The organism is Novacetimonas hansenii (assembly GCF_014843995.1).
Classification (GTDB): Bacteria; Pseudomonadota; Alphaproteobacteria; order Acetobacterales; family Acetobacteraceae; genus Novacetimonas; species Novacetimonas hansenii.
The window spans coordinates 1389034-1402504 of record NZ_CP062147.1 but is presented as its reverse complement, the minus strand read 5'-3'; the positions used below and the strand labels follow the sequence as shown (position 1 = coordinate 1402504).

General features: G+C 59.7%; 13 protein-coding genes and 2 tRNA genes. All 15 read right to left on the bottom strand.

Going from position 1 to position 13471, the window contains the following annotated elements; translation table 11 throughout:
* Positions 1 to 2: 2 nt before the first annotated feature.
* The 15 genes from nuoK to lon all read right to left on the bottom strand — a co-directional run bounded on the left by nuoK (position 3) and on the right by lon (position 13314).
* Entirely contained in the window at positions 3 to 326 is a 324-nt protein-coding gene (gene nuoK, locus IFJ82_RS06125) for an NADH-quinone oxidoreductase subunit NuoK (RefSeq protein ID WP_003620714.1), read from the bottom strand.
* Positions 319 to 1092, bottom strand: coding sequence for an NADH-quinone oxidoreductase subunit J (locus IFJ82_RS06120; RefSeq protein WP_075595124.1), 774 nt, complete (start codon positions 1090 to 1092; stop codon positions 319 to 321). The genes nuoK and IFJ82_RS06120 overlap by 8 nt, the downstream gene beginning before the upstream one ends.
* A gap of 93 nt (positions 1093 to 1185) precedes the next feature.
* Positions 1186 to 1674 carry an NADH-quinone oxidoreductase subunit NuoI gene (nuoI, locus tag IFJ82_RS06115; RefSeq protein ID WP_003620721.1) on the bottom strand — a complete coding sequence of 163 codons (489 nt, stop codon included), beginning with the start codon at positions 1672 to 1674 and terminating at the stop codon, positions 1186 to 1188.
* Positions 1674 to 2696, bottom strand: coding sequence for an NADH-quinone oxidoreductase subunit NuoH (gene nuoH / locus IFJ82_RS06110; RefSeq protein ID WP_003620724.1), 1023 nt, complete (start codon positions 2694 to 2696; stop codon positions 1674 to 1676). The genes nuoI and nuoH overlap by 1 nt, the downstream gene beginning before the upstream one ends.
* Positions 2697 to 2702: 6 nt before the next feature.
* On the bottom strand, positions 2703 to 4769 hold the full coding sequence (gene nuoG, locus IFJ82_RS06105; RefSeq protein WP_192265941.1) for an NADH-quinone oxidoreductase subunit NuoG: 2067 nt from the start codon (positions 4767 to 4769) through the stop codon (positions 2703 to 2705).
* A gap of 5 nt (positions 4770 to 4774) precedes the next feature.
* A complete protein-coding gene (gene nuoF, locus IFJ82_RS06100; protein WP_003620729.1) occupies positions 4775 to 6100 on the bottom strand; it encodes an NADH-quinone oxidoreductase subunit NuoF in 1326 nt (441 codons plus the stop codon).
* A 12-nt stretch (positions 6101 to 6112) separates the two neighbouring features.
* The gene (locus IFJ82_RS06095) at positions 6113 to 6772 is read right to left on the bottom strand and encodes a complex I 24 kDa subunit family protein (protein ID WP_003620731.1); all 660 of its coding nucleotides are present in this window, start codon (positions 6770 to 6772) and stop codon (positions 6113 to 6115) included.
* A 5-nt stretch (positions 6773 to 6777) separates the two neighbouring features.
* Entirely contained in the window at positions 6778 to 8028 is a 1251-nt protein-coding gene (locus tag IFJ82_RS06090; RefSeq protein ID WP_062809071.1) for an NADH-quinone oxidoreductase subunit D, read from the bottom strand.
* Positions 8029 to 8041: 13 nt separating this feature from the next.
* The gene (locus IFJ82_RS06085) at positions 8042 to 8707 is read right to left on the bottom strand and encodes an NADH-quinone oxidoreductase subunit C (protein ID WP_003620735.1); all 666 of its coding nucleotides are present in this window, start codon (positions 8705 to 8707) and stop codon (positions 8042 to 8044) included.
* Complete coding sequence (locus IFJ82_RS06080) at positions 8700 to 9278, bottom strand: NuoB/complex I 20 kDa subunit family protein (protein WP_003620737.1); 579 nt, start codon at positions 9276 to 9278, stop codon at positions 8700 to 8702. The genes IFJ82_RS06085 and IFJ82_RS06080 overlap by 8 nt, the downstream gene beginning before the upstream one ends.
* Before the next feature lie 25 nt (positions 9279 to 9303).
* Positions 9304 to 9669 (bottom strand): NADH-quinone oxidoreductase subunit A, encoded by a 366-nt coding sequence (gene ndhC / locus IFJ82_RS06075; protein ID WP_003620739.1) that lies wholly within the window; start codon positions 9667 to 9669, stop codon positions 9304 to 9306.
* 320 nt (positions 9670 to 9989) lie between these two features.
* Positions 9990 to 10066 (bottom strand) — tRNA-Asp (locus tag IFJ82_RS06070).
* 133 nt (positions 10067 to 10199) lie between these two features.
* Positions 10200 to 10274: transfer RNA gene (locus tag IFJ82_RS06065), tRNA-Val, on the bottom strand.
* 74 nt (positions 10275 to 10348) lie between these two features.
* Positions 10349 to 10636, bottom strand: coding sequence for an HU family DNA-binding protein (locus tag IFJ82_RS06060; RefSeq protein ID WP_003620741.1), 288 nt, complete (start codon positions 10634 to 10636; stop codon positions 10349 to 10351).
* A 182-nt stretch (positions 10637 to 10818) separates the two neighbouring features.
* The gene (gene lon, locus IFJ82_RS06055; RefSeq protein ID WP_003620744.1) at positions 10819 to 13314 is read right to left on the bottom strand and encodes an endopeptidase La; all 2496 of its coding nucleotides are present in this window, start codon (positions 13312 to 13314) and stop codon (positions 10819 to 10821) included.
* Positions 13315 to 13471: the final 157 nt, after the last annotated feature.

Here is a 13471-nt window from a genome sequence, read left to right as displayed (position 1 = left end):
GATCACCCTTTCATCATCGTAATGCGATCGACCTCGATCGAGCCGCGATTACGGAAATAGACAGTGACGATGGCAAGGCCGATCGCAGATTCCGCAGCCGCGATGGTCAGCACGAACAGCGTGAACACCTGGCCCGACAGATCACCAAGCGTTGCGGAAAACGCCACGAAATTGATATTGGCCGACAGCAGGATCAGTTCGATCGACATCAGGATGATGATGACGTTCTTGCGGTTCAGGAAAATACCAAACACGCCAAGCACCAGCAGGATCGCGCTGATGACAAGGTAGGGCGTGACGCCAATGGTGGCGATTGCACTATTCATTGTCCCGACTTTCTTTTTTCGTGACATCCTTGACCACGACAAGGGCGGTGCCTTCCTCAAGCGCCTGCTCCTCCTCGCGATAGGCCTGCGTGCCATAGGTTCCCGGCACGGCAGCGACGTCATAGGACCTGCGCGGGCGCAGGAAACCGCCCAGCGCATTCACACTGCGGCCAAGCGGCAGCGAAAGCATTTCCATGGACTCCGCGGGGTCGCGTTCATGCTGGCGTTCGATGTCCTGACGCCGCCCGGTGGGCCGGTCACGCAGGGTCAGCACGATCGCCCCGATCATCGCCACAAGCAGCACGAGCGCACAGGCCTGGAACAGGAAGATATAGTGCGTATAAAGCACATCCCCGATCGCCGCCGTATTCGACCGCGTGGGCGTGGACGGAACCAGATGCGCGACATCACCGATATTGGATGCAACACGCCAGTGCATGAACGCCAGCACCAGTTCCCCCAGCAGGACCGCGCCGATGGCCGCGCCAAAGGGGGCGTAACGTTGCAGCCCCTCGCGCGCCTGTGCGATGCGGATGTCAAGCATCATCACAACGAACAGGAACAGCACGGCAACCGCACCGACATAGACGATGACCAAAATCATCGCCAGGAATTCGGCCCCCGCAATAAGGAACAGTCCCGCCGCGTTGAAAAACGCCAGTATCAGGAACAGGACCGAATGCACGGGATTACGGGCGCTGACCACCATCGAGGCAGAAAGAACCAGGACCGCCGCAAATATGTAAAAGACGATTTGGGTCATCATGGGTGACCTTCCTGCCGCATGGATATTTCCTCCTGCTGTCCGCATGTCCCCCGGCCATCACGCGAATGGATGCGGGACATGCGATCCGCCACGTCAACGGTACGGCGCATCCAGCTCCAGCCGGCGCGCAAGAACGCTTTCCCAGCGATCGCCATTGGCGAGCAGCTTGTCCTTGTTATACATCAGTTCTTCGCGCGTCTCTGTCGCGAATTCGTAGTTGGGGCCTTCAACAATCGCATCCACGGGGCATGCCTCCTCGCACAGCCCGCAATAGATGCACTTCGTCATGTCGATATCGTACCGGGTGGTACGACGTGACCCGTCATCACGCGGTTCGGCCTCGATCGTGATGGCCTCCGCCGGGCAGGTCGCCTCGCACAGCTTGCACGCAATGCAGCGCTCCTCCCCATTGGGATAGCGACGCAGCGCATGTTCGCCACGAAACCGCGGTGACAGCGGCCCCTTTTCATAGGGATAGTTGAGCGTCACCTTGGGCTTGAAAAACGCCTTGAGCGTGACACTCATGCCCGAAACCAGTTCGGTCAACAGGAACGACCGGGCGGTACGGCTCAGATATCCCATCAGCTTGCTCCTCCGGGCAGCAGGCCCGTCACCATCAGAAAACCGGCCGTAAGCACCATCCATGCCAGCGAGAACGGCAAGAACACCTTCCACCCCAGCCGCATCAACTGGTCATAGCGATAGCGCGGGAACGTCGCGCGCACCCATATGAAGACAAACAGGCAGAACAGGATCTTGGCGATCAGCCACAGCGGCCCCGGCACCCATGTCAGCGGCGCGATCGCAAGCGGCGGCAGCCAGCCACCAAGGAACAGGATGCTGATCATGCCCGACATCAGGAACATGTTGGCATATTCACCAAGAAAGAAGAGACCGAACGCCAGTGCCGAATATTCGACGAAGAACCCGGCCACCAATTCGCTTTCCCCTTCGGGAAGGTCGAACGGCGCACGGTTTGTTTCCGCCAGTGCAGAGATGAAAAAGACGATGAACATCGGGAACATCGGCAGGCAGAACCAGACATGACGTTGCGCCAGCACAATGTCATTAAGGTTCAGGCTGCCAACCGCCAGCAGGACGGACACGATGACAAGGCCGATCGACACCTCGTACGACACCATCTGTGCCGCCGAACGCAGGCCACCAAGGAACGCGTATTTGGAATTGGATGCCCACCCTGCAATCAGGATGCCATAAACCCCAAGCGAGGAAATCGCGAGCAGGTAAAGCACGCCAACATTGATGTCCGCGACCGCAAGGCCATTACCGGTCGGAATGACAGCCCATGCCACCATCGCAAGGGAGAAGGTCAGGAATGGCGCGAACAGGAACAGCATCCGGTTCGCACCGGCCGGAATGACCGTTTCCTTCGTCAGCATCTTGATGGCGTCGGCAAAGGCCTGCAACACGCCGAACGGGCCATTGACATTCGGCCCCTTGCGCAACTGCATCGCGGCCATGACCTTGCGTTCCGCAAGGGTCAGGTACGCCACCCCAAGCAGGAGCGGCACCAGCACGGCAAGCGTTTCAAGGACAACCAGCAGGACCTGCCCCACAAGCGTATGCAAAAAGAAATGCGTCACCTCACCTTACTCCGCTGCCTGGGCCGGGGGATGGACATAGGTCCGCGAACAGGTCTCCATCGTCGGGCTGGCGCGACAGATGGGACTGGTCTGGTAATAATCGGCGATGACCGGGACAAAGGGTGTGCCCGCGATGGCCACCTTGCCGCCATCGGGACTGATACCCTGTGGTGGTGCGAAACGGGGGTTCCCCTGTCGCGCGAACACAGGGTTGACCTGCGCCAGACGCGCACGCAGTTCCTCCAGCGTGTCATAAGGGAGGGTATGGCCCACCACTTCGGAAAATGCCCGTAATATACGCCAGTCTTCACGCGCGTCACCCGGCGGCATGACCGAACGGAACGCCTGCTGCACGCGGCCTTCGGTATTAACATAAGTGCCCGGCTTTTCAGCGTAAAGCGCGCCGGGCAGGATCACATCCGCACGTGCGGCGCCCGCATCGCCATGATGCCCCTGGTAAATGACGAATGTATCATTGCCGATGCGATCGACAGGGAATTCATCCGCCCCCAGAAGCCACAGGATTTCAACCCCGTCACCAAGCATGCCCGCAACATCGCGCCCGCCCTTGCCCGGGACAAATCCCATATCCAGCCCTGCGACACGGCTGGCGGCGGTATGGAGCACGTTGAAACCATGCCATTGCGCATCAAGGGCGCCGACCTGGCCCGCGATATCCCATGCGGCCTTGAGGATCGCGCGCGCATCGGGACGTGTCAGGGCGCCATGTCCGACGATGATCATCGGCTTTGCAGCTTTTTTCAGCACATCGAGGAACGGGGAACGTCCTGCCGCCAGATCCGCCAGGGCATCCGGCCCATCGCCCAGCACGTCCACCGCATAGGTCGGATCCGCCTGTGGCGCACCGATCATCGCGATCGGGAACCCGCCACGCCCGGCGGCGACGAAACGCTTGCGGATGCGGGCGTTCAGCACCGGCGCATCCTGACGCGGGATCGCACCAACGATCAGCAGGGCATCAGCCTCTTCTATCCCGGCAATGCCCGTATTGAAGGTATAGAAATCACGCTGTGACAGGTCATAATCCGCCCCGTCCTGCCGACAGTCGATATTCGCCGCCCCCAGCGCACCCATCAGGTCCTTCAGCGCCAGCATGCTTTCGGCATCGCACAGGTCCCCCGCGATCGCGCCGATCCGATCCCCTGCGACGCCCTTCAGCCGCTTTGCAAGGGCCACGAACACATCCTGCCACGATGCGGGCTGCAATTTGCCATGCACGCGCACCCATGGCCGGTCGAGGCGACGATGGCGGAAACCGTCCACCACGAAACGCCCCTTATCCGCCAGCCATTCTTCATTCACTTCGTCATTGGTACGCGGCACGATCCGTAGAACGCTTGCGCCACGGGCCTGCATCACGATGTTGGTGCCCACCGCGTCGCACACATCAATGGAATCCGTGCGCTTGAGTTCCCATGGGCGCGCGGTAAAGGCATAGGGCTTGGACGTCAGCGCCCCCACCGGGCAGATATCGATCAGGTTGCCCGACAGTTCGGACGTCAGCGCCTTTTCGACATAGTTGGTGACTTCCATGCTCTCGCCGCGCGAAACGGCGCCAAGTTCGGGCACCCCCGCGATCTCGGTCGCAAAACGGATGCAGCGCGTGCACTGGATGCAGCGCGTCATCACAGTCTTGACCAGGGGGCCAAGATACTTGTCCGTCACCGCACGCTTGTTTTCAGCATAGCGCGACTGGTCCGCGCCATAGCCGAAAGCCTGATCCTGCAGATCGCATTCGCCACCCTGGTCACAGATCGGGCAGTCCAGCGGATGGTTGATAAGCAGGAATTCCATGACCGCGCGCCGTGCCTTGCGCACGACCTCGGTATCGGTCAGGATCTGCATCCCTTCGCCCACCGGGAAACCGCACGATGCAACGGGCTTGGGCGCGCGCACCACCTGCACCAGGCACATGCGGCAGTTCCCCGCCACCGACAGACGTTCATGAAAGCAGAAACGCGGGATTTCCTTGCCTGCCGCCTCGCATGCCTGCAACGCACTGGACCCTGCGGGCACTTCGACGGGAATGCCGTCAACGGTTACTTTTACCATGTCCCTTACTCCGCCGCTGTCGGCAGGTCAGCGGGAACCTGCACCAGACGCCCGCCGCCATGCGCGGCCTTATAGGCATGGATGCGTTCCTCCATCACCGGGCGGAACCGCCGGATCAATCCCTGGATCGGCCACGCCGCCGCATCGCCCAGTGCGCAGATCGTATGGCCTTCGACCTGACGCGTTACCTGTTCCAGCATGTCGATCTCCTCGATCTCCGCACGGCCTTCGACCATGCGTTGCATGACACGCATCATCCACCCCGTCCCCTCGCGGCAGGGTGTGCACTGGCCGCAGCTTTCATGCTTGAAGAACTGTGAAAAACGCGCGATGGCGCGGATGATGTCGGTGGATTTGTCCATGACGATCATGCACGCGGTACCCAGCCCGGAACCTTCGGCACGCAGGCTGTCGTAATCCATCAGGACCGTGTCGCACACTTCACGCGGCAGCATCGGCACCGAACAGCCGCCGGGAATGACCGCAAGCAGGTTGTCCCATCCCCCACGTACACCGCCGCCATGTTTTTCGATAATATCCCTGAGCGGCACGCCCAGTTCTTCTTCGAACACGCAGGGTGTATTTACATGGCCCGAAATGGCCATCAGCTTCGTGCCTGCGTTGTTGGGACGGCCCAGCCCGGAAAACCATGCGGCCCCACGACGCAGGATGGTGGAGGTAACGGCGATGCTTTCCACATTATTGACCGTGGTGGGACACCCATACAGGCCCATCGCCGCGGGGAATGGCGGCTTCATCCGTGGCTGGCCCTTCTTGCCCTCAAGGCTTTCAAGAAGCGCCGTCTCTTCGCCGCAGATATAAGCACCCGCACCGCGATGGATGTAGAAATCGAAGTCCCACCCCGATCCAGCCGCATTTGGACCGATCAGTCCAGCTTCGTACGCTTCCTCAATGGCGTGCTGCAGGTGCTGCGCCTCATTGAAGAATTCGCCACGGATATAGATATAGGATTTGTGCGCCCCCATCGCGAACGACGCAATCAGCGCACTTTCGATCAGCTTGTGCGGGTCATGGCGCAGGATCTCGCGATCCTTGCAGGTGCCGGGTTCGGATTCGTCGCCATTGATCACCAGATAATGCGGGCGGCCATCCGATGTCTTTGGCATGAACGACCATTTGACACCGGTTGGAAACCCCGCCCCCCCGCGGCCACGCAGTCCTGATGCCTTCATTTCCGCAATGATGGCATCACGCCCGCGCGCCAGGATGGCGGCTGTGTCGTTCCAGTCACCGCGCTGTCGCGCGCCCGCCAGACGCCAGTCGTTCTGACCGTACAGATTGGTAAAAATCCGGTCCTTGTCCTCAAGCATGTCCCGTCTTTCCTACCCGTTATCCTGCGTGCCGGTGCCCTGCCCCGCAGCACTATCCAGCAGCGTCTTGCGCCCCCCCACGGGGGCAGAATCCATGCGATCGATGGTCGGGCCTGCTTTTGGCCGTTCGCCACGGCGCAGGGCGGCGATCAGTTCGGTCGTGCGCGGGCCGTCCATATCCTCGTAATAATCATCATCAACCTGAAGGATCGGGGCGTTCGCGCAGGCGCCAAGGCATTCCACCTCGGTCATCGTGAACATCCCGTCCGCGCTGGTCCCGCCAAACGCGTCGATACCGGTCGCAGCCTTACACGCCGCCGTCACATCATCCGATCCACGCAGCCAGCATGACGTCGTGGTGCAGACCTGCAGGTGGTATTTCCCGATCGGCTTCGTATTGAACATCAGGTAAAAGGTCGCGACCTCATAAACCCGGATCGGCGCCATCTCCAGCCGATGGGCCACCGCGTCCATCGCGACACGGGGCACCCATGCACTGCCGGTCAGGCGTCCCATCTGCTTCTGCACCACATAAAGCAGCGGTATGACGCCGCTCGCCTTGCGTTCAGGGGGATATTTGGCAAGTATCTGCGCGATCTGCCGTTCACTTTCCGCATCGAAAGCGAATGCGGCAGGCTCCGCGTCATGGGGGATGTTGGACTGCGCGGACATGTCGTTCACCTGTCTATTTCACCAAACACCAGATCCAGCGAACCGATGATCGCAACCGCGTCCGCCAGCATGTGCCGCCGCGCCATCACGTCCATGGCTTGCAGGTGGGCGAACCCGGTGGGGCGAATCTTGCACCGATAGGGACGGTTGCTGCCATCAGCGACCAGATAGACGCCGAATTCGCCCTTGGGGCTTTCGACGGCGGTATAGGTCGCGCCCGGCGGCACATGGTATCCTTCGGTAAACAGCTTGAAATGATGGATCAGGGCTTCCATCGAGCGTTTCATCTCCCGCCGTGGCGGGGGGGCGATCTTGCGGTCCTGGACCTTGATGGGACCGGGCTTCATCTGGGCAAGGCACTGCGCAACGATCTTCACGCTTTCACGCATTTCCGCAACGCGCACCAGATACCGGTCATAGCAGTCGCCCTGACGCGCCACCGGCACGTTGAACTCGACCTTGTCGTAATTGTCATACGGCTGTGAACGGCGCAGGTCCCAGGGCACGCCCGATGCGCGCAGGCATGGTCCGCTGAAGCCCCAGGCCAATGCCTGCTCGCTGGTGAAAACGCCAATGCCGACCGTGCGCTGTTTCCAGATACGATTGTTTGTCAGCAGGGATTCAAGGTCGTCGATCCAGCGCGGGAATTCCGTCGTCCACTGCGCAATGCGTTCCTCCAGCCCGGCAGGCAGGTCGCGCGCGACGCCGCCGGGACGGAAATAATTGGCATGAAAGCGTGCGCCCGATGCCGCCTCGTAAAACTCCAGCAGCTTTTCACGCTCTTCATACCCCCACAGGGCCGGGGTCAGCGCGCCGCAATCCAGACCGAAGGAGGTCAGGTTAAGGATATGGTTCAAGATGCGCGTGATTTCCGCGAACATGACACGAATCCATTTCGCGCGGTCCGGGATTTCAAGGTTCAGCAGCTTTTCCGTCGCCAGCGCGAACGCCTGCTCCTCACACATGGGGGAGACGTAATCAAGCCGGTCGAAATATGGCAGCGCCTTGGGATAGGTCTTGTATTCAATCAGCTTTTCCGTGCCACGGTGCAAAAGCCCGACATGCGGGATGGCGCGGGTCACGACCTCGCCCTCCATCTCCAGGATCAGGCGCAACACACCATGGGCAGACGGATGCTGGGGACCAAAATTCAGCGCATGCGAGTCGATTTCGACAACATGCCTGCGGGCATCGCCGTCACTTCCTTCCGGCAGCAGCGCTTCGGGAACATTCGGGTCCAGGGTCACATCACTCATCGTTCGGTTTCCCTTATTCCTGGCGCTTGATGTTCTGGCGGAACGCATGCGCCTTCTCGTCACCGGGCAGGGTCAGGATGCCTTCCCACGGCGATTCAAAGTCGAAATTGCGGAAGTCCTGCTTCAACTGCACAGGCTCATAGACCACCTGCCGACGTTCCTCGTCATAACGGGTCTCGACATAACCGGTCAGCGGGAAGTCCTTGCGCAGCGGATATCCCTCGAACCCGTAATCGGTCAGGATACGGCGCAGATCGGGCTGATCGGCAAACAGGACGCCGAACAGGTCATAACATTCGCGCTCCCACCAGGTGGCCGACGGCCACAACCGGTGGACGGAGGCGACGGGCTGGGTTTCATCCGTGGTGACGATAACGCGGATACGGTGGTTATGGGTGACGGACAGCAGGTTATAGACGACGTCGAAACGCTCCGCCCGATCAGGATAATCCACCCCACACAGATCCATCATCTGCTCGCACGCATAACGTGGATCATCACGCAGCATGGTCATGATCGCCAGCAGGTAGGGGCGCGTCGTGCGCACCACAAGTTCCCCGCCCTCGATCCCGGCGGAAATGATGCCTGGCACCGACGTGCCAAGCGCGAACGCCACGGACCCAAGCGACGCCTGCGCCTGCGTCTGGAGCGCAGGCAGGGTGTTTGAGGACTCAGCCACGGAGAATCGTCCCTGTCCTGCGGATTTTCTTCTGAAGCTGGAGGATGCCGTAAATCAGCGCCTCCGCCGTGGGGGGACAGCCGGGGACATAGACATCCACCGGGACGATCCGGTCACAGCCACGCACCACGGAATAGGAATAATGGTAATATCCCCCCCCGTTCGCACATGACCCCATGGAAATGACCCAGCGTGGCTCTGCCATCTGGTCGTACACACGACGCAGGGCGGGGGCCATCTTGTTCGTCAATGTGCCCGCGACGATCATCACGTCCGACTGCCGCGGCGACCCGCGCGGAATGATACCCATGCGATCCAGATCATAACGCGGCATGTAGGCGTGGATCATTTCCACCGCGCAGCAGGCCAGACCAAAGGACATCGGCCACAGGCTACCGGTGCGCCCCCAGTTCACGATCTTGTCCAGATTGGCGACGACAAAACCCTTTTCCGTGATTTCGCCCGTAACACCACGGATAACGGCGTCCTGTTCCGGGCCGGGGGGCAGCATGTCGCGATTCCACGCGATACTGTCCGATGGGCGCCCCTGCCCTGATGAATTGCTGCTCATGCTTCCTGTCTCCTTCCCTGCTGCCTCAATCCCACTCCAGCGCGCCCTTGCACCATTCGTAGATGAAGCCGACCGTGAGGACCGCGAGGAAGCCCATCATCGACAGGAACCCGAACCATCCGATGCGCGACAGGCTGACCGCCCAGGGGAACAGGAAGGCCACCTCAAGGTCGAAAATAATGAACAGGATCGCCACAAGATAAAAACGCACGTCAAACCGCCGCCGCGTGTCATCGAACGGTTCGAAACCGCATTCATATGCGGATGTCTTTTCCGAATACGGCTTCTGCCAGCCGAAAAGCAGTGAACTTCCCAGCATGGCGGCCGCGATTACAACCGCGATTGCACCGAATATCAGTACAGGGAAATAATCCGCGATGACGGAATGCATGGCCCAGGTCCCCAAACCTTGTTGATTGAACCATCCGTGTCTTGAGCGACTTCTGTATGGCTGGGGCAAAGTTAGCCACAAACCCCCATGCCCGAACAGACGGTTAGCCCGCATTAAGGCAGGAACATTACCGTGATGTTAGGGAATACCGCAGAAATACAGTCATTGTGCCCGCATTACTTATCGGGAACTTTTTGTTGTCTTCATATTTCTGTGTTCTGGAAGGTTCGATGCCCCCCAGGCAGCATATGGCCGCATACAATCCCACACGCCACAATATCGGGGCATGACAGACAGTGCAGGATTTTCATGTGGGGAAATGGCGCGAGTGACGGGGCTCGAACCCGCGACCTCCGGCGTGACAGGCCGGCGCTCTAACCAACTGAGCTACACCCGCGTAGGTGTGTGGGGATCTCTACCGATCCATCCCGGTGGCGTCAACAGGGTATGACACCTGAAACGTCCTGATCGCGATAATATCGTCATCTTATGACGATCACCGGATCAGTATCATCATGCAGCATGCTGCATGGTGGGCGATGACGGGATCGAACCGCCGACCCTCTCGGTGTAAACGAGACGCTCTACCGCTGAGCTAATCGCCCTTGTGATGCATCAGAAACAGAGGGGCCGGTAATCCACATCGTGGACCAGCACCCCTCAACCTGAGGCAAGCTGCTTATTTGCTTACAGCTTCTTTCAGGTTCTTGCCAGGCTTGAATCGCACGGAAGTCGAAGCCGGAATGTCGATCTCTTCACCCGTGCGCGGGTTGCGGCCCTTGGCGGCCTTGCGGGTTGCGGTCACAAACGTACCGAAACCGACCAGACGTACTTCCTGTCCGTTGGACAGGGCCTTTTCGATCGCGCCGAACACAGCATCGACCACTTCGCCCGCCTTCGCCTTTGCCAGGTCGGCGTTCTCGGCAACAGCAGCAACGAGTTCCTGCTTGTTAAGTGGCTTCTCCATTTTACGCCTTTCTATGTAACTGACTGCGACCGCTTCATCACGTATGTTTTGGCGTCGCATTTTCTGCCTGCACTATGCCGCTGTTTTCTCTCACGTCAACCGACCGAAGGCAGGGAATGACCCACAAAATCGGTCATTCCCCCCTGTCATGACAATTTTGCTACGCTTGACAGGTGCCCCAATCAGTGCGGGAGCGACGCCAGCGCCGGTTCGGCGGCCGGATTGGTGGCCACGCCCTCAGGCGGTTCCACCCATTCGATTGGATCGGGTGCATGGACCAGCGCCTTGGAAATGACCTCGTCCACGTGGGCGACGGGAATCACCTTCAGGTCGTCGATCACCGTCTTGGGGATATCCACCAGATCCTTTTCATTATCCTTGGGGATAAAGACCGTGCGTATTCCCGCGCGATGCGCCGCCAGCAGCTTCTCCTTCAGCCCACCGATGGCCAGCACACGCCCACGCAACGTGATTTCCCCGGTCATGCCGACATCACGACGCACGGGAATACCGGTCATCACGCTGACGATCGACGTGGCCATGGCGATGCCTGCCGACGGGCCATCCTTGGGCGTCGCGCCTTCGGGCACATGCACATGCAGGTCACGCTTTTCAAACAATGTCGGCTTGATGCCGAACGACACGGCCCGGCTGCGGACATAGGACAGGGCCGCCGCCACGCTTTCCTTCATCACGTCGCCAAGCTTGCCCGTCAGCTTGATGTTGCCCTTGCCCGGCACCATCACGCTCTCGATCGTCAGGATCTCGCCCCCCACTTCGGTCCAGGCAAGGCCGGTGACGACCCCGACCATATCCTCGGTTTCAGTTTCGCCATGGCGGAAACGCTTTACGCCTGCATATTTTTCGAGGTTGTCCTTCGTGATCGCAACCGACTTGGCCTTGCCCGTCACGATTTCCGTCACGGCCTTGCGCGCAAGGGTGGCGATCTCACGCTCAAGGTTACGCACCCCGGCCTCACGCGTATAGCTGCGGACCAGTTCAAGCAGGGCGTCGTCACTGACGGACCATTCGCCGGGTTTGAGGTTGTTGGCCTCCGCCTGCTTGGACAGCAGGTGGCGCTTCGCAATCTCGACCTTCTCATCCTCGGTGTAACCTGACAGGCGGATGATCTCCATGCGGTCAAGCAGCGGCTGCGGCATGTTCAGGCTGTTGGCCGTGGTGATGAACATCACATCCGACAGGTCGTAATCCACCTCCAGATAGTGATCGCCAAAGGTTGCGTTCTGCTCCGGGTCCAGCACCTCAAGCAGAGCCGAGGACGGATCGCCACGCCAGTCGGCACCGAGCTTGTCTATCTCATCAAGCAGGAAGAGCGGATTCGACGTCTTCGCCTTTTTCATGCCCTGAATGATCTTGCCGGGCATGGAACCGATATAGGTCCGCCGATGACCGCGAATCTCCGCCTCGTCACGCATTCCACCCAGCGACATGCGCACATACTGCCGTCCCGTCGCCTTTGCGATCGAACGTGCAAGCGACGTCTTGCCCACGCCCGGCGGCCCGACAAGGCACAGGATCGGTCCCTTGAGCTTCTGCGCACGACTCTGCACCGCCAGATATTCAAGGATGCGTTCCTTGACCTTCTCCAGCCCATAATGGTCGGTATCAAGGATCTTTTCCGCTTCGGGCAGGTCGTGGCGCACCTTGGAACGCTTTTTCCACGGAATGCCCAGCAGCCAGTCGAGGTAGTTGCGCACCACCGTCGATTCGGCTGACATCGGGCTCATGGTCCGCAGCTTCTTCAGCTCCGCCACCGCCTTGTCGCGGGCTTCCTTGCTCAGCTTGGTCTTGGCGATCTTTTCCTCAAGCTCGGCGGTCTCGTCCTTACCGTCCTCACCTTCGCCAAGTTCCTTCTGGATCGCCTTGAGCTGCTCATTCAGATAGTATTCGCGCTGCGTTTTTTCCATCTGCCGCTTGACGCGGTTGCGGATGCGCTTTTCCACCTGCAGGACACCGATTTCGGCCTCCATGTGGGCGAAAACCCGTTCCAGACGTGCATTGACATCCTGGATTTCAAGGATTTCCTGTTTTTCGGAAATCTTGAGGTTCAGGTGGCTTGCGATCGTATCCGCCAGCTTCGACAGGTTGTCGATCTGATTGAGGGAGACGAGAACCTCCGGCGCGATCTTCTTGTTCAGTTTGATATACTGCTCAAACTGGGAAATGATCGTGCGGCCCAGAGCCTCGGCTTCCTTGCCGTCGGTTTCCTCTTCCGACACTTCCTCGATCTCGGCCTCGAAATGGCCGTCGATCTCATGCAGGGTGGAAATGCGCGCACGACGCCCGCCTTCAACCAGCACCTTGACCGTCCCGTCTGGCAGCTTCAGCAACTGCAGGATCGTGGAAACCGTGCCATAACGGTAGATATCATCGACAGACGGATCATCCTGCGACGCATTCTTCTGCGCCACCAGCAGGATCTGCTTGTCGTTCTTCGTGACGGCTTCCAACGCACGGACGGATTTTTCCCGCCCCACGAACAGCGGCACGATCATGTGGGGAAACACCACGATATCACGCAGCGGCAGGACGGCCATCGTGTCCTTTTCGCGCGGGGCAATGTCGTCGCCTTCGTGCGACGACACCGATACCGGCACATTCTTTTCCGTATTTTCGGGGGTGCCGGGCACCTGGTCCAGTCTTTCGGATTCAGACATGTAACTTGACCTCCTGATGGACGATCCCGGGTCCACACCCGACACGCGGCCTGCGAACCCGTAACACCACACATGCGGTGACCTGATGAGTCATGTTGTCACTTGCCTTCACTGGCACAAGTGAGAGAATCGCAAATGACATGCATCATCAAAAACG